The following is a 22,977-nucleotide window of genomic DNA, read 5'->3' on the forward strand; positions in this document are numbered from 1 at the left end:
CCGATGCCCTAGACCAGGTGGGACGCCGCGCGATCCGATACGTCGTCGGTGTCGTCGGTGTCGTCCAACCCGAGCGCCTGACGAAGTTCATCCTCCCGCTCGGCCATACCTTCCCGTACGTCGGCCACGAAGTCCTGCACCGACTGTACGAGAGACCCGGCCATGTGCTGCGGGGTGAGCGAGGACAGCGTGCGGGCTGCCCGGCGTACGGTGACCACGCCGACAGCCGCGCCCAGGGCGATGTAGAACATCCGTGGCATCAGGCGCCCCCCCTCTCGGCTCCGGCGGCGGAGGCTCCGGCGCGGCGCTGGGTTCGCCGCGCCGCACGGTCAGCCTTGATCTCCGACGCTACCCGTGACTCGACCTCGGCACGGGTCCGCTTGGCCGCCGCGCGCCGAACCCCGTACGTGAACGCCGCGACCCGGACGACCGGACCACCAACCGTCGCCGCGAACAACGACGTGAGCGAGGAGATGTTCGTCGAGATCGACTGAACGTTCGCGGTAATGGCGTCGACCCGGTCGAGTTCCTTGTTTACGTGGCTGAGAGCCACGTTCACCTCGTCCACGGTCGTGCCCGCCTGCCGCACCCGTGCGGTGCCCTCGTCGATGGCGAAGCCGGTCTGGCGGACCCGGGCGGCCGCCTCATCGAAGATCTTCCCGAGCTTGAACAACACGTAGCAGCCGAACAGGACGAGCACGGAGAACGCCCCCGCCGCGATCAGTCCCGCGATCGCACCACCGGACATGTGTGCTCCGCCTCCGCTGTTATGGGCCGTGAGCCGGCCGTGCCTTCGTGACCCAGCAGGTACTTCTGTGCCGGTGCTGTATCTGGAGAACCAGCAGTCGCTGGTGGCGTCAGCTCGGCGCCTACCGCTCGGTTGCGGTCGGTGGACGTTCCAACCCGACGTTCCTGGAGCGACCCTACCGAGCGCGACCAGCTTCGTGGTCACTCGCCCCTGACTGCTTGTCCTCACTATCGCGCGCGGCAGCCGGATCGTCGGCGCCTCGCAGCGTCGCCCGCAGGAACGCCAACCGCTGTGAGGCCCGCAGTTCGAATCCGTGCTCGCTCGGCAGGTAGTAGTCGGATCCGACCAGGGAGTCCGGTGCGTACTGCTGGCCGACCACCCCACCCGGGTGATCGTGGGGATACCGATAGCCACCACCGTGGCCAAGATTACCGGCGCCCGGATAGTGCGCGTCACGAAGATGGATCGGGACAGGACCACCACGCCCGGTCCGGACGTCCCGGGCGGCCGCGTCGATCGCCCTGAACACCGCGTTGGACTTCGGTGCCAGCGCGAGATGAATCACAGCCTGGGCGAGAGCGAGCCGTGCTTCGGGAAGGCCCACCATCTCCAGCGCCTGTGCAGCGGCCACGGCCACGCCGAGTGCTCCGGGTTCGGCAAGCCCCACGTCCTCGCTGGCCAGTATGATCATCCTCCGGGCGATGAACCGGGGGTCCTCCCCCGCGTCCAGCATGCGCGCGAGGTAGTGCAGGGCGGCGTCGACGTCCCCGCCACGCATGGACTTGATGAAGGCGCTCGCCACGTCGTAGTGCTGGTCGCCGGCACGGTCGTACCGGACCGCGGCCCGGTTCACCGCCTGTTCGAGAGTGGCGAGGCCAACACGCGCCGGTATCCCACCCACGCCCGCATCGTCGGACTCCTTCGCCGTGTCCTTTACGGCGTCCTTCACGGCTGCCAGCGTGGCGTCGCCGGCGGCCTGCAACGCGGTCAGCACGCGACGGGCGTCACCGCCGCCCAGCCTCAGCAGGTGAGCGACCGCGTCAGGGTCCATCGCCAACCGGCCACCGTAGCCGCGCGGATCATGCAGTGCCCGATCGATCAGGATTCTCAGGTCGTCATCGGTGAGCGGTTCCAAAGTCAGCAGCAGCGACCGGGACAGCAGCGGCGCCACCACGGAGAAGAAGGGATTCTCGGTGGTCGCGGCGACCAGTGTGACGAGGCCGTTCTCCACCGCGGGCAGCAACGCGTCCTGCTGGGTTCTGGTGAAACGGTGAACCTCGTCGATGAAGAGCACGGTACGAACACCGGACAATCCGAGAGTGTCACGCGCCTCGTCGATCACCGCCCGGACGTCCTTCACGCCGGCGGTCACCGCGGACAGCTCACGGTATCGGCGTCCACCCGAGCTGGAGATGATGTGCGCCAACGTCGTCTTGCCGGTGCCGGGCGGCCCCCACAACAGAACCGAGGTGGTACCGCCACCCTCCACCAGACGCCGCAGCGGGCTACCCGAGCCCAGGAGGTGGCGTTGTCCGACGAGATCGTCAAGAGTACGGGGGCGAAGCCGAGCTGCGAGGGGACCCGACGTCGCGAGGGTCCGCTCGAGCCCCGCGTCGAACAGGCTCACCTACCTACCGTATGACCTGCCTCGCGGGTTGGCGGTGACGGGCGGCTCTTCCCGTGCGGACACGGGTTGGGTACCCCGGGCCCTGCGGTGTCCCTGGCGATCCGGGTTACGGCTCTGGTCTCGTTCGCCTCGTTCGCCTCGTTCGCGGCCCTGACCGCTGCGCTCGACCTCCTCGGGCTGCACCGTGGCACGGCGGGCGTGCGGCGCTGGGTCCCACGCCACGTTCGACATGGGGCTTGCGGCCGGTGCCGGTCCCGATGCCGATGCCGGACGAGCGGCGGCGAGACTGAAGATGTCGATCTCGCTCACGCCCCCGAGGGCCGAGAAGATGACAACGGCCAGGATCGAGAACGTCAGGACACACACGGCAAGGCTCAGCGTCACCGGGTCCACCCCCCGGGACACATCCGATATGTCGTTCGTGGCGACCATCTGGGTGGCGGCCATCCCCGTGTAGTGCATGCCGCACACGGCCAGCGCCATCACCAGCGACGCGACAAATATGTGGATCTTTCTCTGTACCCGGAAGAGGATCCACAGCGCGGCCAGGGCGGCGAACACGGCGATGACGACCGAGACCCCCACGAGCGTCGGATCGTAGGTGACGGTAGCGCCCATCCGCATGGCGGCCATGCCGGTGTAGTGCATCGCCGCGACACCGAGACCGGCCACGAACCCACCGAGCGTCAGTCTGGACACACTGCGGGGATCCCGTCCGACAATGATCAGACCAAGTCCCGAGACACCGACCGCGATGACGAACGACAGCGCGGTCAGCAGGATGTCGTAGCTGATGTCCACACCGGCGACGTGATAGGCGGCCATGCCCATGAAGTGCATGGCCCAGATCGCGCCGCCGCCGAGCGACACGGCGGCGGCCGCCGTCCAACGCAGCCGGTCGGGCCCCTCACTCACCGGGATGCGCAATGCACTGACCACGGCCGCAAACGACCCCACCACCGACAGCGCAACAGACACGCCGACGAAAAGCGCATCGTACTGGGCCGCGTGATGCACCCCTGCCGCAACGCCCATGACCTTCCCCCATCCGAAGCCGACGAAGACGTCATACTTAACATGCAATGGGATGAAAGTCACTTTTTTCTACCAAAATTATCAATTATTTTGATATAACCCTATAAGGGCACAACGGACATACCCAGGATGTCGACGACCGGATTGTCCGACTCGCAAGGCGGCCACCGGCCGCCCAGGGTTGGTAACACTGCCCGCGGGACAGGATGTGCTTCTTTGCCAGCGCCGCTCACGGTTCCCCGCGGCCGCGGGTCGCCGACCCGCGTGGGACCCGCCCGCGTGGGCTCAGCCGCGCCCACTCCCCCGCCCACGCCTCGACAGGTTCGAGCACTCCCTGCAGGCGCCGCCCGTGCACGGTGAGGCGGTAGTCACCGGCCTCGTCCACCTCGACGATCCCGGCCTCGCGCAGTTCCCGGAGCCGCTGTGTCAACTGGGGTTGAGGTACGTCCAGGCGCAGGGCGAGAGCACGAAACGCCGCCGGGCCCTCCCGCAGGCTCCAGAAGGCCGGCAGCGCATGGCGCCGCGCGAGCAGGTCGATCACATCGGACAGTGCCGCAGGCTCCTGGGACGGCCCGGCCGCCGACGGGCCGTCACGCGTCATCCGCTGACGTGGCTCGGGCACGACCGCCGCTCAGGACGTGTGGACCGCACCGGAGCCGTTGGAACTGTGCGCTCCGACCGTGCCGGCGAAGTACCCGGTGGACGACCCACGGCCACCTCTGCCTCCGACCGTCTGGCGAACCCTTTCCACGAAGCCGCTCGCCTGGGCCGAGACGACACCGGCCGCGCTCTGCACCTCCGGGCGCTCCCGGACGGCGCGTACCTGGCGCATGATCACGTCATAGCGCTCACGGCCTGCCCGCGCGCCCAGCAGGTAGCCGAACCCGAAGCCGACGATGAAACTGGGCCTGAAGTGCATGGCGCCTCCTGCTGGGTACCGGTGCCGTGAGCCGCGGTCCGTTCGCTGGCCGACTGGATGATTAGTACCCCATCGAACCGTCCCGGCGAACCTCAGGTAGTCTTACGAGGCCAGGTGCTGGAGCCCCATGATCTGGACTGACATGGTCCAAGCAATATCAACACGACCTGAGGAACACGACCTGAGGAACACGGTCTGGGGTACGACGTCTTGGTATGCCACGGTCCCGCGTAGCTCAATTGGCAGAGCGTCCGGCTGTTAACCGGCAGGTTACAGGTTCGAGTCCTGTCGCGGGAGCACTGTCAGGGTTTTCGATTTCTCGTGATCATTTCTTCGCTCCCGCCCTCGCCCCTGGACGTCCTTCGGCAGTTCGTCCGGCGGGTTGACGGCCTCGCCAATCACGATCACCGCCGGTCGGCTCCTGTTGGCTTCCGGTCCGCTGGGTCCGCCGCACGGCAGGCGCTCTGGAAGAGTGAGGGCATGACCGCCGAGCTGGGAGTCCGCACCGACGGAGGCGACGAGCCGGATACGGCAACCGCGCACAGGATGCTCGGGCTGACGGTCGACGCCTCGGCCGCAGGCGGCAGCCTCGTCGTCGACCAGCGGCTACTCAACTCCGGCGGGACGCTGTGGGGTGGTTGCGGGTTGGCCGTGGCGATGACCGTCGGCGAGACCGTCCTCGACCGGAGCTGCCTGTGGGCGACCGTCCAGTACATCTCCCCCATAACCGTCGGAGAACGGCTGGACCTGCACCTCGACGTGGGCCAGCACGGGCGGAGCCTGTCGCAGGCATCCGTACGTGGCACCGTCGACGGGCGGCTCGCGTTGCTGGCCATGGGCACCTTCGGTGGTCGCCCGGACCATGGCCGACAGTTCACCACGGCGCCCGAGGAAATACCACCCCCGCAGGACTGCCCCGCGCGGTCCACCACCGGTCTCGGACGCCCGATGCAGGGGATGCTCAGCCAGATCGAGCAGCGATGGGCACGTCCGCTGGACCCGACGCCGGGCAGCAACCCGGGTTCGGGTCACTGCATGTTGTGGGCACGGCTACGTCAGCCCCTGGTGACCTCGTCGGTGTCGCTGGCGATCCTCGCGGATCTGGCCCCGGCCGCCGTCACCATGGCGGTGACCGAACCGGTGTACACCCTGAGCCTGGACAACAGCCTCCGGGTCGGGCGAATCACGCAGAGCGACTGGGTGCTGGTCGACGCTCGGGTCGATGCCGTGACACGCAACGTCGCGCAGGTCAACGCCCGGATCTTCGACCAGGGCGGACAGCTGCTGGCGATCGCCAGCCAGTCCGCCAAACTGCTCCCCCCGGCTCGGATTCCCCGGCCGTGACGAGCGGGCGGGACGAGACAGCCATCCCGCCCGCTCGTCCCGCCCGCGCTGCCGACTCAGCTCCAGGATCAGGGATTGCTGATCGTCAGTCCGTATTCCGCACCGTTGTTGTTGTCCCAGTCACCGTTGTTGTTGCGGAAGGTCATTTTCAGATCGGCGTCGGCGGGAACCTGTGGGATCTGCGCCATCCATGAGCCGTTCCGCCGGCTCATCATGGTGCTCTGGATATTCCGCCAGTTGGAGCTGCCCCCGTCGGTGGTACCCCAGTGCATCGTGATGTCCGCGCCCCTGCCCGCGAGCGGCCCGGTGTAGTTCACCGGCAGCTGCTCGCCGACGATCGCAGGACCGGCGGTGACAGCGGCGGCGGGCGCTCGCCAGGAGGCTCCGACCGGCGGCTTACCGGTACGCACCATCTCGAACAGGTTCCGCTGCCCCTCCGGGGTCAGCGCGGTGATGTAGTGCAACGGGAAATGATCGTCCAGTGAGTACGTGAACGGTACATCGCGGAGTAGCTTGATCTTTCCTGCCATGAAGTCGATCAGGGGCTCGATGAGCTGCCAGAGCGCCGGAACCTGTTGCGCCGGCGGTAGCTGGTCGGTCCAACGGCCGTTCAGGTCCTGATTGTTCGGCTGCACGACCGGGAACGGGGACTGCGGCCGTATCGTCACTCCCCGGCCGAGCACCCTGATGTCGAGGCGGTCTGGAACCATTCTGACGGCCATGCCGGGCACCCAGGAGTTGAACCGGCGCTGCCCGATATTCGCAACGATATTCCCGCTGACCGGGTACCGGAACTCGCGACCGAAGTGGGCGAATCTACCCGATGCGCGCGGCGGGAGGTGGGGGACGACATCGCGGTCGTAGATGTACCGGATGAAATTGTCCCTGAGGAGTTCCAGCCGGTTGTCCCGGAGGAACCTGATCCGGTCACAGGCCTTGGCAAACGCATGATCCCCAACCATGGGCTGGCCGAACGTGTAGACGGCTCTGAGCCTGCCTGCGATGTCATGATAGGCGGGATCTGTCGTCAGCATGACGGCCGCCATCGCGGCCATCGCCCCGCCCAGGCCATGCCCGGTGATGTAGAGCGCTTCAAGGCTGTTTTCCGGGTCGGGTCTGTTTGCGTCAACCGACTGCCCGTTCACCGCCCGCCGCAGGGACTTCACCACGTGGTCGAATGTCGCACGTGTATTACCGTAGAACCCCTGATGGACGAACTTGTCGCCGTCCCCCGGAAGGTTCGGCAGAACTACTCTTTCGGGTTCGACGTCGACGTCGGTGAGCCAGTCGATGGGCTTCAGCGGCGAGATGCCCCGATAACACAGGATCACGACCCTGCCGTCCGCGCTCTGGACCAGAACCGCGTGTGAGTCGACCAACAGTACGTCGACCGTTCTGGAGATCATGAGGCAGTGACTGTCCACAAACCCCATTTCCACCATCCGCTCCGCCAGGACGTCCTGATCCGAGTACGCGTACGCCGCGCACGTGGCGAGCGTCTGTGTGACGGAGCCCGGAATCGCCGGATCGTCGTTCGCATGGGGGTCCAGGAAATCATCCATAATATCAGGATAGACGGTCATGGTAAGCCTCACTTCTCGCGCTTGGGGGCAATTATCCGTGCCGTCATGGCGTTGTTTGTGAGGGTCACATGACTGTCATCGCCCGCGGGCGGGGATCCGCGAAGATACCCGTCGAGAAAGGCTCCTCACAGCTACGGCCAGGCAGCACCCGACGCTCCCGATCCGGGCAGTCGACAATCCTGACCATCCCAAACCACACTCCGCGGCGACAACTATTCGGGATCGACAACCACACCGATTATGCAAGAGGTGGCCGTTGCCCGCACTCCGATCGACGAGGAGCATCCTTGGTCCGGAATTCCGGATTTCCATCGGAGTTGCCGGCACGGCAGCGCCGGATCACTACCATGATTGCCGGTGCCGCGGCCAGCGCCGCGGCATCAAAAAAACCGTACCCGCCGGCTGCTCCGCTCGGCGGGTTTCCCATCGACACCAGGCCGGTCGGGTCATGCGATGACCAGGCCCAGGTTCCCAGGGCTGTACCGAGCTGCTCAAGATAGGTGACTATCAGAAAAGCGCCGACGTATACGAGTGGCTGTCGCCCACGCCACAGGAAAAGGACGAGGCAACCGAACCAGAAAGCGCCGAGTGCATCCGGCCGACCACTGAGAAAAAGTCCCCAGAAGGAGTAGACACCGCCGATCACGACGGTGCCCGCCACGAGTACGCCGCGGGCCGCTCCGAACAGTCGTGACCGCCCGAGCGCAAGCGCACCGAGATACACCAGACCATGCCCTGGCGGCACGAAGGCCGGAACGTTGTGCAAGCGATATGTGTAGACACCCAGGGTCGGAGAGAATGCATACTCGACCACTGTCGCAAATGCTACGACCACGGCGATCTGGGCACGCGTCGCCGAACTCTCCGAACGCAGCAACAGGACCAGCACGATCCAGGTGAACACGCCCAGGGCACGTTGGTGCCACACACCCGAGTTGACGTCCAGCAGAAGTATGGACGGTATCCAGACAACAACCACAACCGCAACCGCGATGTCATGGGAGACCAGCATCCGGAGTGCCTGGGCAGTCCGACCACCTGCGGCGCGGTCCGGATCCGACCGCAGGGGATCCGACCGCAGGGGATCCGGGACGACGTGGGCGGGTATCCCGGCCGCCCGACCGACAGCCTGCCCTTCACGCGTAGATGTGCGTAGAAACGTCACCGCGTCCCAGCCAGGATCCGTCGCATCATCAGACACTCCTTCGAGCGGACCTCACGGTCCTGCCACCGCTGATTCGGCAGGGCCGAACCACTCAATCAGTGAGGTACATCACGCCACGGCGACCGGGACGCAACGGCCGGGCGCTACCAGGGCATCCGGGTGTCACCAGAACACGGGTAACCAGGACGCGACCTCGACGGAGCGCTCTCGTACGGGTGGAAAGGCGGACACTGTAGATGTGGAGATTCCGGGACCGCATCGGTTGGCATACACCGCCGAGCTGGTGCAACTACGTGTGGTTCTGGGCCAGCTGGCGAGTGAGGCCAGCCACATCGTAACGAGTGCGACCGCGACGGTGGCCGGTTCGGTCTGCGACCGGGTCCGGAGCAGCGACGTGCACACCGCCGTACAACGCCTACGAGACCACTGCCGGAAACTGGACGACAAGATGGTCGTGCTGCTGGCCCGCCAGAGCCCGGTGGCCGGGGATCTGCACCTGGTCGTCGCGATGCTGCGGATCGCCGGAACGGTGGAACGGATGGGGGAGCTTGCCGATCACATCGCCGCCACCGCCGACCTACGAACGCCTTCCCCCGTGGTCCCGGCCCCGCTACGCCCCACCGTCGCCCGCCTCGGCGGCCTGAGCGCCGACCTCGCCCGCCGGCTCGCCGCCGCGATCGTCAACGACGATCCGACAGCAGCGCGGCGGATGGAGAACGCCGACGACCATATCGATCAGATACACCGGCAGCTGCTGGCAACCCTGACCGACCCTGCCTGGCCACACGGGATCCAGGCCGCCGTCGACCTGACCCTGCTGTCCCGCTACTACGAACGCTTCGCCGACCAGGCCGTCACCGCCGCCCGGCAACTCGGCCGCGTCCACCCCGGCGTCCCGTAGCCCTCATCGCGCAGACTCTCACTCCCGTTGCATCCCGCCGGCCGCCAGAAGATCGGAAGAAACCCCCCGTCTCCTGGAAGCACCATCCGGACAGGCGACCTCCGCGGCGAGCAGTGCGACGTCGTCGTTCAGCGATGACGCGGTCCAACGCCGGAGCTGCCGCACGAGCACGCTGAGGGATTCCTCGAGAGACACGTGCCGGAGAGCGGCCTCGGTGGCAGACAGGAGGGGGAAGAACTCGCCCGTCACCGGATGACGCGCCTCGGTGAGCCCGTCAGTGTAGAAGAGCAGCCGATCGCCTGACCGAAGGCTGTACCGGGTGACGACCATGCCGTCGGCGCCGAAACCGAGAGGTGGCTGCCGGGAGGCGACGGGGACCAGCCGGATGGCGCCGTCGCGGAGCAGGACAGGGTCGGGATGGCCCGCGTTGACCATCAGAAGGCAACCGTTGTCTATCTCGGCGAAGACGGCGGTGACGAAATCCTCAGGACCGCTGACCTCCATGACTTCCCCGTCAAGAACCGCCATGACACCAGCGGGATCCTCCACCCGCCGCGCGATCACTCGGAAGCAGCCCATCACCCGGCTGGCGATCCGGACGGCGTCAAGACCCTTGCCACGCACGTCGCCGATCAGAATTCGAGTACCCCAGGGACTGTCCACGACCTCGTACAGATCGCCGCCGACGCTCGCCTCCGCCGCGGCACTCTCATAACTCACGGCAAGGAGAAGCTCCCCGGACGAAGCTGGTACAGCGCCGAGGATGGCACGCTGCGCCACCTCCGCCACATGGGTGATGTTCTTCAGCTTCGCTTCCCGCCGAGTCCGGTCGTGGCTGGCCGCGACAGCGAGAACGCCGCCCACCGCGATACCGCACAGACGGATCACCTGGGCCGCCACGCCACCGGCATAGTCGCCGGTGTAGAAACCGTTGCGGGCTCCGAGTAGCGAGCCGACCGCCACCGCCACCACCGCGTAGACCGTGGTCATCCGAGGACCGGTCAGGATGGCGGCGAGCATCGGGCTGATGACGCTGAGTGCAAGAATGACGTATCTTCGGTCGCCGAACAGATCAATGACGATTACCGCTGCGAGCACGAACAGCGGCGCGAGCGGACGTGCCCAGCTCGCTGCTCGCAGCCGTGGCATACCGCCACTCGTTCCCCGTCAGGACCGGCCGAAAGCCTCCAGTATGGTTGACAGCCGGTTTCGTGGCCTCGTCCCGGACAATTGCGATCTTATCGGCGGGACTGCCGGGCCGCCGGTATCGAGTAACGCCGTGTCCGCATCCGGTCAACCGGCACAGCGGTGGGTACAACGAGTGGATGACTGTCTCTCCCACCGCCACCGTGGTCCTGGAGCCCGCCGCCCGCACATTCGTCGAGGCCACGGCCAACCCGCCGTACCCGTTCGACCTCGGCCCGGTCGAAGGGCGCAGGGCCCTCGACGAGCTTCAGGACGGCGGCATCCCCAGGCCCGACATCCCCAGGCCCGACGCGGACATCGAGGACATCGGTGTTCCCGGCGGCCCGAACGGCGAGGTCCCCGTGCGCATCGTACGGCCCAGGGGGGCGACCGGGACGCTGCCGGTCATCGTCTACATCCACGGCGCCGGCTGGGTCTTCGGCGACACCCACACCCATGACCGCCTGATCCGTGAGCTCGCGGCCGGCACCGGCGCGGCCATCGTGTTCCCCGACTACCGCAGATCACCCGAGGCCCGCTACCCGGCAGCGCTCGAGGAGTCGTGGACGACCGCACGCTGGGTGGTGGAGCAGGGTGGCAAGCACGGCCTCGACAGCACGCGGCTGGCGGTCGCCGGGGACAGCGTCGGCGGAAACATCGCCATCGCGCTGACGCTGCTGGCCAAGGAACGCGGCGGCGTCCCGTTCGTCGCCCAGGTGCTGTTCTACCCGGTGACCGACGCGTCGTTCGACACCGACTCCTACCACCGGTTCGCCGAGGGGTACTTCCTGCGCCGCGACAGCATGCAGTGGTTCTGGGACCAGTACACGACCAACGACGACGAACGCGCCCAGATCACCGCCTCGCCGCTGCGCGCGACCACCGAACAGCTCGCCGGGCTGCCCCGGGCACTCGTCATCACCGGCGAGGCCGACGTCCTGCGGGACGAGGGCGAGGCGTATGCCGCGAAGCTGCACCAGGCCGGTGTCGACGTCACCGCCGTCCGCTACGAGGGCATCGTCCACGACTTCGTGATGCTCGACGCGCTGCGGGAGACCAACGCCGCCGGAGCCGCGATCGCACAGGCGATCAGCTATCTGAAGGATGCGCTCGGCACCTGACCCCGCGCGGGGAGCCGTGCACCACCGCGGTGTGAGCGCCACGAAACCTGTGGCGTTCATCGTTCTTCACCGCCCCGTCGGGGGCGTCGCGGATCTGCTGGCCGAGTGCACCGCCTGGGTCCAGCTACCACCGGCGCCGACAAAGGCAACATCGCGTCTGCCCACGCTGGTCCGCGAGGTCCGCCGGCTGACCGGTTGGTCGCAACGGGACCTCGCTGACATACTCGGCACGTCGCACACGACGGTACGCAAACTGGAGACAGACGGTCGCGTCACCGCCCGCTCGCGCGAGACGGCCGCGCGCGTCGCCCCGTTGCACGGGGTCCTGAGCCGGCTTGCCCGCGCCGCAGCCTGCCGTGCCATCCGACTGCCATCGCGACAGCGCCCGCGCCTCCGGCTGGCGGCAGGGCTGCCGGATTGACGTCGCCCTTCCGATCATCCATATTGCGGCCGCGTCGGACGGGAAGCCCACCCGCGTCCAGGACGTCCACTCCGAGTGGCTGCTCGCCGACCAGGACTGCGACCTCGCATGGAAGGCTGTGCGCGGCAGCGGCTACCTCCTGGAGCTACGCCCCGTCTTCTACGACGACCCGCCGGATGACTGGGGTATCCGCAATCCCCGGTTCCTCCTCGCGGACGACGGCGGCCACACGGATGCCTACGGCGCCGGCCTTCACCGGGTCATCGAGGTGTGTAACGAGGCGTTGGCCACCGGGCTGGTCTGTGCGCTGCGCTACAAACGGCATTACTACACCGCCCAGGGCCTCGGGTCCGGCGAGGTGACGCCGGAGTTCGCCCAGCACGCGGCGGAGGAGCAGGACCATGCCGACGACCTGCGGACCTTCCTGGGGAAAACGGAGCCCTGACCGACCTTCATGGCAGGGGCGGCTCCGCCGGATGGGCCCGCGCCCCCGGCAAGTCGCGCCACGGGGACGCTGCTGCGAGGAGGGCGGCTCGTTGGCGAATCAGGGAATACTGTGCCCCCCCCCGGAGAAATCGGACTTCTCCAGGGAGCGTTGCGTGTCGTGTCTGCGGTAGCGCAGCGTCGGGGTGTTGATGAGCACGCCGGCGGACAGGGCCGAACCTGCCATCAGCGTCGCGGTGTCTTCGACGCCGCGCAGAGCGGACCATCCGCCGAGTGCGAGCAGCAGGCTTCGATGCCACATCACGCCGGCGGGATGCACGGGCAGCCGATATGCCTCGGGTGGGCTGGTCGTCCATGCGGCCGGCAACGCCCCGCGTGGCAGCACTCCGGCCGACAGCGGCAGGGGATGCCCCCGCAGGGTGCCGTCCGGGAACAGGTCCCGTGCATGGCCGACGGCGAACCCCACCCACGGATGCGCTCGTAGCGCGTCGGCGAGGGTCGCGAGCGCGTGGTCCTCCAGTTCGTCGTCGGCGTCGAGGTTCTGCACCAGCGGTGCGGCGCATCTGCCGAGCGCGATGTTGCGCGCTACGGCGGGGCCCTCGACCGTGCCGTGAACCGCGGTCCGCACCCGGTCGTCGACGGCGGCCCCGCAGGCCACCAGTGCGTCGAGGACGTCCGCGGGAGGGCCGTCCACCTGCACCCGCCAGGTCCAGTCCCGGTGGGTCTGGCGGCGCAGCGACGCCCATGCGGCGGGGATGTAGCGGGCGTAGGCGGCGTGCACCGCCGTCACCACATCCACCTGCACATTCGCAGTATGTACCGGAAGGATGCCACATGTGTGATAAATACCTGTCCAAGAGGGCGAACCGAGGGGACGCATGAACATCACTTCGATCGTCGCGCAGCTCGATCAGGCGCCGACGGCCGACTCGCGGGAACTGGACCGCAGGTGCGAGTCGGTGGCTTCCACCCTGTTCGACGCGGGCGTGGAGCCGCCGTTCGACGTTGCGTCCGCGGACTTCGTCGCGGACCCGTGGCTGATCTGCGCGGACAGATACTGGCGTCGCCGTTTCCTTCAGGAGCCAACCGTGGAGGTCGCGGCCCAGTGCGCCCGGTGGCTCGGTGAACACGCCGCCGGCGCCCATCGCACCGACATCGCCGAGAAATGGTCGCTCGGGTACGCCTTCATCACCAAGGAGACCGTCGAGTCGCGTGAGGACCTGACCCTTGCCACCGGTCGGATCATCGAGCGCTTTCAAGGTTCCGGCGACATCTGCTTTTTCGCGACTCTCTACCATGCCGGCAAGCTCCGGGCGAACTTCTGGTTCGACGAGCTGTACCAGTTCCTGGAGGCATCGCTGCTCGCGGTCGCCGCCGATCAGCACCGCCGCGACCCACTTTTCATCGGGCTGCGCGCGTTCGCCGCTTTCGGCAGCCGGACGATCACCACCGAATATGCGACCGAACTCCTCGATCAGGCGTGGACGGCATCCCCGAGGTCGCGACACGTCGTCGATGTCTGCTTGAACGCGCTGTGGGCGGCAGTGCCGTTCGACGAGCAGGGAGCGCAGCTGCGGCGGCATGCGGGTGAGGCGGTCGCCGAGTATCCCGACGACCATCTCTTCCGCTTCCGGCTCGCGACCGGACAACGCATGTGCGGACGCTACGACGAGGCCCTCGCGAGCATCGACACCGCACTCCGACTACTACCCGCGATCGGCAGCCGCGTAAGCCACAAACTGCTACAGGAACAGTACCTGAACGAACGCGAGATGATCAAGGAAGGTCGTCAGCGAGCCAGCTGGGCTGGCGAACAACGGGACCGGTGGCGCCAGCAGGAAAACGCGAACCGAGACCTGCGCCACACACTGCAGACCTCCGCCATCCGCGCGATAGAACTCGTCACCATATTCACCGCAGCCATCGCGTTCGCCATCGGCTCACTCCAGATAACCCTCAGCGGCACGTTGACGCTACGCGACCGCGTCTGGCTGCTCGTGACACTCGGCGCCGGACTGCTACTTTTCGCCCTCGTCATCATCGCCGGAACCTGGGTCATCAGCAGCCGACGTCGAACACGCCCGTAATAGCTCAGGATGAGCCTCATGTCGGGCCGGTCTGGATCCGACAATCAGCTACGGCGATCCAGGTTCAGGAATCACCCGTCGAATCATATTTCCAGGTTGGGCTTGCCGACCCCGCTGCTCCCGTTTCACTCGGGCGGGGTGATGCGGCGGCGGCCCCGCGCGGACAGGCTCGGGTAAGGAGCCGTTCCGGGAGCAATGCGTCCTGGGTCGTGCTGGTAACGGCGCCTGAAACCGTCCTCCGATCGGCGACAAGGTGACAGATGATGATCGCTCAGGAATCCCCGCAGGGAATTCAGCTCAGCCGAGGACTCCTGGTAGGAGGGGGCGCGATGGTCGGGATCGGCGGTCTGCTGGGGTTCGCCGGCATCGCGCTCGTCGGCTCCGCTCTGGTCTCGGCGACACAGCGGTGGGTACAACAGCTTGAGCTGCCACCCAGCGAGATCGCAAAGCTCAAGTGGCAGCAGGCCCGAGCGGCCACAACCGCCGGTGCCAGGGCATGGCAGAGCGGACCACCGACCGAATCTCCTTCATAGAAGTACCGCGGTAGTCCGCCATCTCGGGCAGCGCGACCAGACCCTCGCGTCATACAGTCGCCCGGGTGAGGGTGCTGGTTACCGGCGGCACCGGCAAGGTCGGCAACGCGGTGGCCCGTGCCGCCCACAGCGCCGGCCATTCAGACAGAGAGGTGAGCGTTCATGGCGCGGGCCGCCTCGCCGAGTTCAGGCATTTCCACGACGGTGACACCGGCCGCGGTGAGCAGTTCGTGGCCCTGGCAGTCGGCGACGAACAGGCTGGGTTCCCGCCAGGCGATGACCACCCTGGGGATCTTCGCTTCCAGGATGAGCTGGGTGCAGGTACGCGGCCGGGACTTACGCTGCGAGCAAGGTTCAAGAGTGCTGTAGATCGTCGCGGTGGCGAGCCGAGGATCATCGGGAGCGACCTTCGCGAGCGCGGACTCCTCGGCGTGCACCGCGTCGTCGACCTCGCGGGAGAACCCGAACGCGATCTCCTCGCCGTTCTCGTCAACGATGACGGCACCCACCGAGTAGGCGCCGGTGGCCGGCGGGCAGCGGTAGGCGAGCTCGATAGCCCACGTCATCCACCGATGATCATCGAGCTGGGCCATCAAGGGCTCGTCCTTCCTTGGGCGGGTCCGGCGGCCGTCGGAGACGGTGTACCAGATGGCCGGTGGACGGCTCGCTCGCTGTCAGACAGTGGCCGTGGGGATCTGGTCCATCTCCTGCCGGAACTCGCGCACCTGGGGGACAGTCTGCCACCCGGCGACCGCCTCGTTCAGCGTCTACAAGCTGTTCATGATCCGATTGGAGTGGGTGTGGAGGCCGATCGGAAGCGCGCGCAGGCCCAGCGTCGCGGATGGCGGTCTGTCCGCCGCGGGGCAGTTTGAGCAGACGGGCGTCGAAGCCGGCAACGCGGTCAACTTCCTCCACGGCGCCTCCGTGGGCACGTTCATCTTCCTGGTCCAAGCCGAGATATTCGCCGGGATCAGGATGCTCACCCGCGGCGACCTCGCCCCCGGCATGCACGAGGTTCCCGCGGCCGACCGCGCCGCGATCGCGGCAATCTGGCTCTCCTACTTCAACAGGTGATCGACTTGGCCATCGCGGCAGACCACATCCGCACCACGCTGACCACCTACCTCGACACGCATCCCGAGGACAAACCCGACCTCGCGCCCGTTCTCGACCTCCTCGACGGCGGGGCCGACCTCACCTCCCGCAAGGAGTTCCGCGGCCACGTAACCGCCGGCGCGATCCTCGCCGACACCGACGGGCGCCTCCTGCACATCCACCACCGAGCACTGGACATGTGGCTTCTGCCCGGTGGCCATCTCGAACCGCAGGACACCTCGCTGCTGGGAGCTGCGCTGCGTGAACTCGCCGAGGAGACCGGCATCCCCGCCGACGCGGTCACCCCCGCAGACGGGCACCCCATTCACATCGACGTTCACCCCATCCCCGCCCGTACTCCCAGCAGATCGCTCGCTGGCGCTCCCGATCCGCTGGGTCCCCCGGACGCCAAGGGCGAGCCGGACCACCAGCACGTCGACTTCCGGTTCCTCTTCCGCACCACCGCCGACGTCCGCCAACTCCAGAGCGACGAGGTCACCGCCGCGACCTGGCGTGAGATCCACACCCTCAGGGACGCCACGCTGCGACAGCGCATCGCCGCAGCCCTTCGCTGACACCCGACCATCCGCCCTGCGCGCATCCCGCCCCGGACGCGCGCAGGGGCGGGCCCCCATCACCGTCACTCACGCACGCTGCACGTGCCTAACGTCCCTGAACGACACGCAACCCCTCAAAAACTCGCCGAACTCGGCGCCATCGGCCACGGCCCCGCCGGACCCGGGGTGGCAGACCGGCTCTGCGATCAGATCCGCATCTGGGGAGGCGACCGGAAAGCCCGCCCGGTCATCAACGTCCACCCGGCCGGCACACCGGACGAGCGTCTCCCCAACGGTCTCATCATCGACAAACCACACAGCCGGATGACCCTCACCTGGTAAGCCGGCTAACCGGCCCCGTTCCTTCAGAGATGACCGGCGAAAACGCGATCAAGGTCTATGCCCGATATGGCATCAACCTCAACGCGATCCCGGAGCTTCGTTTCCCCGAACGCACCTGATCCTCCGCTGGAGGGTGGCAGGGCTATCAGGCGCAGACGTCCTAACCGATCTCCATGGTGCGCTGGTCGTCCCGCTTCCATGCCCGTTGGAAGTCCGGGAGCCGCACCTTCCCCGAGCCCACGGCCGACGGCGAAATGGTAGCGGTCTCCTCGAACGGCACGGCGGTGGTCCGGGCGATCCCCCTCTTAACCGCCCGGACCGGGACCAATCTCGGACCGCCAACGCCAACAGGGCAAACAATTTTCTGATAATCAGGGTTATCGGTTGACTCAGAGTCTTTTCTGACCTTTTGGCTCGTATGCTGGCCGGGGTCCGGCGCCCGGTGGTGACGACCTGGCGGCGCCGTCACAAGGACTTCCCGCAGCCGGCCGTCAGCCAGGCCGGCGGTCCGCTGTTCGACGCGCGGGCGGTCGTCGCCTGGCTCGTCGGCTCCGGCCGCGCCGAGCAACGGCAGATCGAACCGGATCTGCGGCTCACGGCTACCCGCCGGACGCCGAGAAGACCGCGATCGAGCTGGTCCTCGCGCAGATGGAAACCTTCGCCGAGGACTGGTCACCCGTCACCGACCGTTGACCGTTGACCAAGTCGGCTTCGTCGTCCGGCTCGACGGCAATCGAGGTACCCGTATGAAGGTCGCGCTATCCGGCTCCACAGCAATCGAGGTACCCGTATGAAGGTCGCGCTGCTCGCCCCGGTGGCGTGGCGTACCCCGCCACGGCACTACGGCCCGTGGGAGCAGATCACCAGCCTGCTCGCGGAGGGGCTGGTCGCGTGCGGCGTCGACGTCACCCTGTTCGCGACGCTGGACTCGCTGACGGCCGGCACACTGGACGGGGTGTGCCCGCACGGCTACGCAGAGGACCCGACGCTCGACGGCCGGGTATGGGAGGCGCTTCACGTCGCGCACGCCCTGACCCGGTCGGGCGAGTTCGACCTGGTGCACAACCATCTCGACTGGCTGCCGCTGGCGTTCGCGGCGCACGCCCGCGCGCCGATGGTCACAACCGTCCACGGCTTCTCGGACCCCCGGATCGTCCCGGCGTACAGGCGGGCGGGGTCGGCGTACGTGTCCATCTCCGACGCCGACCGCAGCCCGGACCTGGACTACGTCGCCACGGTCCACCACGGCATCGACCTGGATGCCCTACCGTTTTCGGCCGCCGGTGGAGAGGACCTGGTCGTCCTCGGCCGGGTCCATCCGGACAAGGGCACCGCGGTCGCGATCGACATCGCCCGCCGCGCCGGCCGGCGTCTGCTGATCTGCGGCATCGTCCAGGACGAACGTTACTTCGCCGAGGAGGTGCAGCCGTACGTCGACGACGACTGGGTCCGCTACCTCGGCTCGGTGGGACCGCGCCGGCGCGCCGAGGTGCTCGGCTCGGCGGCGGCCCTGGTGCACCCCGTCGCGTTCGACGAGCCGTTCGGGCTTGCGGTGGTCGAGGCGATGGCCTGCGGGACACCCGTCGTGGCATACCCGCGGGGGGCCATGCCGGAGGTCGTCGACGAAGGGGTGACCGGGTTCCTGGTCGACGGGCCGGCGGCAGCCGCGGAGGCGGTCGACTTGGCCGCCGGCCTGGACCGCGCCGGCTGTCGCGCGGTTGCGCAGCGACGGTTCTCCGCGGCCCGCATGGTCGCCGACTACCTCGCCGTGTACCGACGGCTGCTCGGCTCCGGCTGACCCGGCCGGCCCGGCCGGCCGCTCACGACCGCGCCGCCGGGGAACATGGTCATGCAGGACGGGTCATGCAGGACGGGTCATCCGGGCGAGCAGCGGCCCGACCGGGAGGCTGGCCACCCCGACACGGGCGTCGCCGATCCCGTAGGGCAACCACAGGCGGCCGTCGTGGACCAGCCCGCCGCAGGAGTAGACGACGTTGGGGACGTAGCCGTCGGCCTCGGGTCTGCGTGGGGTGAGCAGCGGCTCCGGCAGCGTCGCCAGTACGGTGCTCGGATCGTCGAGGTCGAGCAGGATCGCCCCGATGGTGTAGGTGCGCATCGGTCCGACACCGTGGGTGAGCGTCAGCCAACCCGCCGGTGTCTCAATGGGCGACCCGCAGTTGCCCACCTGCAGGAGCTCGAAGGACGCCCGGGGCGAGTGGATCCGACGGCCCGGCTCCCACGCCTGGCCGTCGTCGGAGGTTGCCACGCTGGTGGTCTCGCCGTCGGAGCGGCACAGCGCGAGGTGCCGGCCTGCGACAAGCCGGGGGAACAGCGCCATGCCCTTGTTCCGTGCGGCTGTCCCGGTGAGCGGCGAGGCGGTGAAGACCCGCAGGTCGGGGCTGGTCAGCAGCCGCGGGGTGATGTGCTGGCCGTCATAGGCGGTGTAGGTCGCCCGGTAGTCGGCGGTCCCGTCCGGCGCGACGAAACGAACGAACCGGGCGTCCTCCATGCCGTTGCTCTCCGCAGCCACGGCCGGCCACAGCACCCGCTGCGCCACGGCGCTGGCCGGCGGGAACTCGACCCGCTGAAGCAGACCGGCCACGGCCCGGATCCCGGCCATGATCCCGGGTGCCTGGGGGCGGCGGAGCAGGTCGGCGGGCACCCGGGCGAAGGCCTCCTCAAGGCCGGCGCCGGTTGGGGCGACATCGAGCCCGTCGAGCCCGTCGAGAACGGCTCGGGTGACCTCGTCGTCGAGCCCGTGTTCGGCGAGCACGGTCTGCAGCCGCATGGGATCCCACTCGGCCGGTGCGGTCAGCCCGGTGGTGAGCGGACCGGTTCGCGGGTCCAGCCGCACCGCCGGGCCGGGACCGATCACGCCGACAGTGAAGCCGATCGAGGACAGGTGACCTTCGCCGACAGCGCGCAGGCTCAGCACGACCCGCAGCGCCCCCGGCGGGAGCTCCGACTGGTCTGGATGCGGCACCGCCGAGGGGTTGGTGACAGCGGCGCCCTCCACTGCGTACTCGGCGGTGAAGCACGCACCGAGCAACAGGGTGCGCGCCGACGATAGCTGCGCCGGCGCCCGCACCCGCGACGCCACGACGCCAGCGTGTCGCACCAGGATGCCCCGGTAGTCGTGGTGACGTGGGGTGAAGTGCCGCAGCAGGCCGGCGACGAGACCCTCGACCTCGTCCTCTGGCAGGGCGAGTACCCGGTCGACGATGCCGGCGGCTCGGGAGTGCACTTCGCCCCCCTCCTCGCCGGGGAGGAACAGCTTCGCGATGACTCGACCGGGATCCGCGGACAGCGCCAGTGGATGCCGGGTGACCAGGTCGATCTCCGGATCGATCTCCGGATCGATCTCCAGGCTCGGGGTCCCCGGTTCGCTCCGTCGGTCGCTCGCTTCACGACCGTGCTCGGCCCTCGGACCACTGCGCTCGCGCCCTTGCCCGCTCACGGTGCCGCGACCAGTCGGCGGGCATGCTGGGCCGTCGACAGCCACGCGAGGGTGGACTCCGCTCCCTGGTTGGTGTTGCGGCCATCCCGCTCGAGGCCGTCGCAGCCCCCGCCGGTGGCGGTGTCGAGCAGTGGCGTGGCGCTGTCGTTGTCGCCGAGGAACCACGCCTCGGCACGGCGAAGCCCGGTCAGCCACCGCGGCTCACCGGTGAGGTCGTATGCCCGGGCACAGGCGTCGGCGAGAGCCGCGGCCTCGATGGGTTGCTGGTCGAAGCGGGGCCGGCTGCCATCCCCGGGTCGGCTGCCGCCGACGGGGGTCAGCGACAGCCGGCCGGCACGGGTCTCCACGGCGAGCAACCACGCGAGCAGCCGTAGGCCTTCGGCGCCGACGGCCTCGTCCGGCAGGCAGGTGCCGGCGAGGATGAGCGCCTCCGGCACGGCCGCGTTCGCGTACCGCAACGCCGGCTCCGGCCAGGGCCACGTCGGGTCGGCGCCGCGCGGACCGATCGCGGTGACGGCGGCGGCGAGCAGGGCTCGGGCGGCATCGTCGTCGGGGTGGGCGAGCAGCACCTCCCCGGCTCCGAGCGCGGCGAACGTCATCGCCCTCGGCCATGGCGAACGGCGGCGGGCGCTGACCCGGAACCGGGCCAGCGCTGTCAGCCGCAGCCGACTGGTGGGTGCGCGCGCCGCAACGGTGCCCAGCCCCCACAGCGCCCGCCCCCACCAGTCACCGAGACCGGGTTCGTCCCGCCACCGCCCGTCGCTGCCGCGGCGGTTACGCACGGCTCCGTCCGCAGCCTGCGCCGCGACGACGAAGGCGAGGTAGCGCTCAAGGAGCCGGACCAGCTCAGGTGCCGGATCCGGCTCGCGGGCAAGGACGACGAGCCCGCGGGCGACGTCGTCGACGCAGTACCCGTGCTCCCGGCGCGGGACGGCTCCCAAGGCGTGTTCGAACAGTCCGACGTCGTCGCTGAGCCGAAGGAGGTGAGCGAACGACACGATGACGGTCACCGGGTCGCCGCCACCGGCCTGCTGGTCGTCCTGTCCCCCGCTCGGGCAACCAGCTCGGCAGCCAGCCGCTGGTAACGGCGGGCGACCGCGGGCCACAACAGTTCCGGAGCGCGCGCGGCGGTGGCGCGGGCCAGCCCGCCGGCGACACCGTCGTCGGTGACGATGCTGCGCACCGCCGCCGCGATCGCCGCGGAGTCGCCGTGCGGCACCAGAATCCCGGTACCGTCACCGAGAAGCTCCACCGCATGCGGGAAGCGGGTGGCGACGATCGGCTTGAGCGCCGCGACCGCTTCGATGAGGACGCCGGACGTCACCTGATCGCGGGAGTCGTAGGGCAGCAGCACGACGTCGGCCCCACGCACCAGCTCACCCAGTGCCACCGCGTCGAGGTAGCGGCCGTCGAAGGCGACCGACCCGGACACGCCGAGCCGGCGGGCCAGCGCGACCAGACTGTCACGATATGCCTCCCCCTCCCGTGCCAGCACCTTGGGATGGGTCTCGCCGGCCACGAGGTAGCGCGGGACGGGCTCGAGGTCGGTCAGGGCAGCCACCGCGGCGATGCCCCACTCGATGCCCTTGCCGGGCCCGATCAGCCCCCAGGTGAGGACGGTCGGCCGACCGACCCGCGCCGGGACGGCTGTCCGGTTGTCGGCCGCACCGTGCGGGATGACCGACACGCGGTGTGCGTCGACCTGGTATCCGGCTACGAGCCGGACCCGCGCGGTCTCGGTCATCACGACCACCGCGTCCGCGGCAGCGGCCACCGCTTCCAGGACGTGGCGCTGGTGGCCGGTCGGATGCACGAGGACGGTGTGCACGACGACGACCGTCGGCCCGGCGAGGTGGTGCAGCACCTCCAGCACCTCGTCGCCGTCCCGGCCGCCGTAGATGCCGTACTCGTGCTGCACCACGGCCACGTCGAAGCTGTTCAGCAGCCGGGCGGCCAGTTGCGGGCCGCCCCGTGTCCCGGCCACGAGGTCCCCGACCACCTCGGTCGGGGCCCGCCGTGGCCGGGCCGGCCCGGCGGAGGAGTCCAACAGACGCACCACCCCACCGACCGCCCCGGAGCCCAGGTGGGCCAGTTGTTCCCGTAGGGCTGCCGTGAACGTGGCGAGCCCGCACTGGGTCGGCGGATAGGTACTCAGGAAGCCGTAGCTGAGGGGCACAGGGGGCACCTTCCGGTCCGGTCGGCACCGACGGGGAGCGCCGGCAGGCACGCGAACGTCGAACTCGCCCGGATCAGCAGCGTGCCTGCCGACGTGACGAAGAAGGACCAGGAAGGCTGGAGCGACAGGCGCTCAGAAACCCATGCCGCCCATGCCTCCCATACCCGCCATCCCTCCCGGATCGCCGCCCGCCGTTGCGGTCCGATGTTCGGGCTTGTCGGCGATGACGGCCTCGAC

At 68.6% G+C, this 22,977-nt stretch carries 25 protein-coding genes and 1 tRNA gene; 12 read left to right on the forward strand and 14 right to left on the reverse strand.

The features are described from left to right. Positions 1-8: 8 nt before the first annotated feature. The 6 genes from NBW77_RS10395 to NBW77_RS10420 form a co-directional block, all read right to left on the reverse strand. A complete protein-coding gene (locus NBW77_RS10395) occupies positions 9-260 on the reverse strand; it encodes a hypothetical protein (protein WP_131747590.1) in 252 nt (83 codons plus the stop codon). After that, complete coding sequence (locus NBW77_RS10400; RefSeq protein ID WP_131747591.1) at positions 260-748, reverse strand: DUF948 domain-containing protein; 489 nt, start codon at positions 746-748, stop codon at positions 260-262. Before NBW77_RS10400 ends, NBW77_RS10395 begins: the two co-directional genes overlap by 1 nt. Before the next feature lie 175 nt (positions 749-923). Further along, a complete protein-coding gene (locus NBW77_RS10405; protein ID WP_131747592.1) occupies positions 924-2,375 on the reverse strand; it encodes a replication-associated recombination protein A in 1,452 nt (483 codons plus the stop codon). Then, the gene (locus NBW77_RS10410; protein WP_131747593.1) at positions 2,376-3,410 is read right to left on the reverse strand and encodes an MHYT domain-containing protein; all 1,035 of its coding nucleotides are present in this window, start codon (positions 3,408-3,410) and stop codon (positions 2,376-2,378) included. 229 nt (positions 3,411-3,639) lie between these two features. Further along, positions 3,640-4,032 (reverse strand): winged helix-turn-helix transcriptional regulator, encoded by a 393-nt coding sequence (locus NBW77_RS10415; protein WP_349816991.1) that lies wholly within the window; start codon positions 4,030-4,032, stop codon positions 3,640-3,642. 9 nt (positions 4,033-4,041) lie between these two features. After that, positions 4,042-4,329, reverse strand: a complete 288-nt coding sequence (locus NBW77_RS10420) for a hypothetical protein (RefSeq protein WP_131747594.1) — start codon at positions 4,327-4,329, stop codon at positions 4,042-4,044. A 224-nt stretch (positions 4,330-4,553) separates the two neighbouring features. On the opposite strand from NBW77_RS10420, the gene NBW77_RS10425 reads away from it, so the two are divergent. Next, positions 4,554-4,626, forward strand: a tRNA-Asn gene (locus NBW77_RS10425). 183 nt (positions 4,627-4,809) lie between these two features. Then, the gene (locus NBW77_RS10430; RefSeq protein ID WP_131747595.1) at positions 4,810-5,673 is read left to right on the forward strand and encodes an acyl-CoA thioesterase; all 864 of its coding nucleotides are present in this window, start codon (positions 4,810-4,812) and stop codon (positions 5,671-5,673) included. Positions 5,674-5,741: 68 nt separating this feature from the next. On the opposite strand, the gene NBW77_RS10435 is transcribed toward NBW77_RS10430, so the two are convergent. Further along, positions 5,742-7,256 carry a lipase family protein gene (locus NBW77_RS10435; protein ID WP_131747596.1) on the reverse strand — a complete coding sequence of 505 codons (1,515 nt, stop codon included), beginning with the start codon at positions 7,254-7,256 and terminating at the stop codon, positions 5,742-5,744. Between the two features lie 238 nt (positions 7,257-7,494). Beyond that, positions 7,495-8,268 (reverse strand): hypothetical protein, encoded by a 774-nt coding sequence (locus NBW77_RS10440; RefSeq protein WP_250279629.1) that lies wholly within the window; start codon positions 8,266-8,268, stop codon positions 7,495-7,497. 415 nt (positions 8,269-8,683) lie between these two features. Between NBW77_RS10440 and NBW77_RS10445 the strand changes: the two genes are divergently transcribed. Next, positions 8,684-9,322 carry a phosphate signaling complex PhoU family protein gene (locus NBW77_RS10445; protein ID WP_250279630.1) on the forward strand — a complete coding sequence of 213 codons (639 nt, stop codon included), beginning with the start codon at positions 8,684-8,686 and terminating at the stop codon, positions 9,320-9,322. An 18-nt stretch (positions 9,323-9,340) separates the two neighbouring features. Here the strand turns inward: NBW77_RS10445 and NBW77_RS10450 are convergent, their stop codons facing one another. After that, a complete protein-coding gene (locus NBW77_RS10450) occupies positions 9,341-10,471 on the reverse strand; it encodes a PP2C family protein-serine/threonine phosphatase (protein ID WP_131747599.1) in 1,131 nt (376 codons plus the stop codon). Between the two features lie 176 nt (positions 10,472-10,647). Here NBW77_RS10450 and NBW77_RS10455 point away from each other — a divergent pair, with 176 nt between their 5' ends. Genes NBW77_RS10455 through NBW77_RS10465 form a run of 3 tightly spaced genes read left to right on the forward strand, consistent with a single transcriptional unit; the run spans position 10,648 to position 12,494 of the window. Beyond that, a complete protein-coding gene (locus NBW77_RS10455) occupies positions 10,648-11,628 on the forward strand; it encodes an alpha/beta hydrolase (RefSeq protein ID WP_131747600.1) in 981 nt (326 codons plus the stop codon). A 49-nt stretch (positions 11,629-11,677) separates the two neighbouring features. Beyond that, positions 11,678-12,049 carry a helix-turn-helix domain-containing protein gene (locus tag NBW77_RS10460; protein WP_165486215.1) on the forward strand — a complete coding sequence of 124 codons (372 nt, stop codon included), beginning with the start codon at positions 11,678-11,680 and terminating at the stop codon, positions 12,047-12,049. Beyond that, positions 11,985-12,494, forward strand: coding sequence for a hypothetical protein (locus tag NBW77_RS10465; protein WP_207387119.1), 510 nt, complete (start codon positions 11,985-11,987; stop codon positions 12,492-12,494). Before NBW77_RS10460 ends, NBW77_RS10465 begins: the two co-directional genes overlap by 65 nt. 99 nt (positions 12,495-12,593) lie before the next feature. Here the strand turns inward: NBW77_RS10465 and NBW77_RS10470 are convergent, their stop codons facing one another. After that, entirely contained in the window at positions 12,594-13,292 is a 699-nt protein-coding gene (locus NBW77_RS10470) for a glycosyltransferase family 2 protein (protein ID WP_242605963.1), read from the reverse strand. Positions 13,293-13,371: 79 nt separating this feature from the next. On the opposite strand from NBW77_RS10470, the gene NBW77_RS10475 reads away from it, so the two are divergent. Together NBW77_RS10475 and NBW77_RS10480 are read left to right on the forward strand one after the other, a co-directional pair. Next, positions 13,372-14,580, forward strand: a complete 1,209-nt coding sequence (locus NBW77_RS10475; RefSeq protein WP_250279631.1) for a hypothetical protein — start codon at positions 13,372-13,374, stop codon at positions 14,578-14,580. A gap of 260 nt (positions 14,581-14,840) precedes the next feature. Next, positions 14,841-15,113, forward strand: a complete 273-nt coding sequence (locus NBW77_RS10480) for a hypothetical protein (protein WP_165486216.1) — start codon at positions 14,841-14,843, stop codon at positions 15,111-15,113. Between the two features lie 140 nt (positions 15,114-15,253). Here NBW77_RS10480 and NBW77_RS10485 read toward each other — a convergent pair whose 3' ends face one another. Continuing rightward, positions 15,254-15,706 (reverse strand): deaminase, encoded by a 453-nt coding sequence (locus NBW77_RS10485; RefSeq protein WP_250279632.1) that lies wholly within the window; start codon positions 15,704-15,706, stop codon positions 15,254-15,256. A gap of 55 nt (positions 15,707-15,761) precedes the next feature. Between NBW77_RS10485 and NBW77_RS22810 the strand changes: the two genes are divergently transcribed. From NBW77_RS22810 to NBW77_RS10505, 4 genes are all read left to right on the forward strand, one after another. Further along, complete coding sequence (locus tag NBW77_RS22810; RefSeq protein ID WP_207387120.1) at positions 15,762-16,187, forward strand: hypothetical protein; 426 nt, start codon at positions 15,762-15,764, stop codon at positions 16,185-16,187. After that, positions 16,184-16,783, forward strand: coding sequence for an NUDIX hydrolase (locus NBW77_RS10495; protein WP_207387121.1), 600 nt, complete (start codon positions 16,184-16,186; stop codon positions 16,781-16,783). The genes NBW77_RS22810 and NBW77_RS10495 overlap by 4 nt, the downstream gene beginning before the upstream one ends. Positions 16,784-16,867: 84 nt before the next feature. Further along, positions 16,868-17,107: a hypothetical protein gene (locus NBW77_RS10500; protein ID WP_131747604.1), complete on the forward strand. Its 240-nt coding sequence runs from the start codon at positions 16,868-16,870 to the stop codon at positions 17,105-17,107. 790 nt (positions 17,108-17,897) lie between these two features. After that, complete coding sequence (locus NBW77_RS10505; RefSeq protein ID WP_131747606.1) at positions 17,898-18,905, forward strand: glycosyltransferase family 4 protein; 1,008 nt, start codon at positions 17,898-17,900, stop codon at positions 18,903-18,905. 63 nt (positions 18,906-18,968) lie between these two features. Here NBW77_RS10505 and NBW77_RS10510 read toward each other — a convergent pair whose 3' ends face one another. The 3 genes from NBW77_RS10510 to NBW77_RS10520 are packed head-to-tail and all read right to left on the reverse strand — an operon-like array spanning position 18,969 to position 22,740. Further along, on the reverse strand, positions 18,969-20,564 hold the full coding sequence (locus NBW77_RS10510) for a glycoside hydrolase family 130 protein (RefSeq protein WP_250279633.1): 1,596 nt from the start codon (positions 20,562-20,564) through the stop codon (positions 18,969-18,971). Beyond that, positions 20,561-21,574 (reverse strand): glycosyltransferase, encoded by a 1,014-nt coding sequence (locus tag NBW77_RS10515; protein WP_250279634.1) that lies wholly within the window; start codon positions 21,572-21,574, stop codon positions 20,561-20,563. The genes NBW77_RS10510 and NBW77_RS10515 overlap by 4 nt, the downstream gene beginning before the upstream one ends. Beyond that, positions 21,571-22,740 carry a glycosyltransferase gene (locus NBW77_RS10520; protein ID WP_250279635.1) on the reverse strand — a complete coding sequence of 390 codons (1,170 nt, stop codon included), beginning with the start codon at positions 22,738-22,740 and terminating at the stop codon, positions 21,571-21,573. Before NBW77_RS10520 ends, NBW77_RS10515 begins: the two co-directional genes overlap by 4 nt. Positions 22,741-22,977: the final 237 nt, after the last annotated feature.

The sequence above is a fragment of the Frankia sp. Cppng1_Ct_nod genome, from assembly GCF_920656135.1.
GTDB lineage: Bacteria > Actinomycetota > Actinomycetes > Frankiales > Frankiaceae > Protofrankia > Protofrankia meridionalis.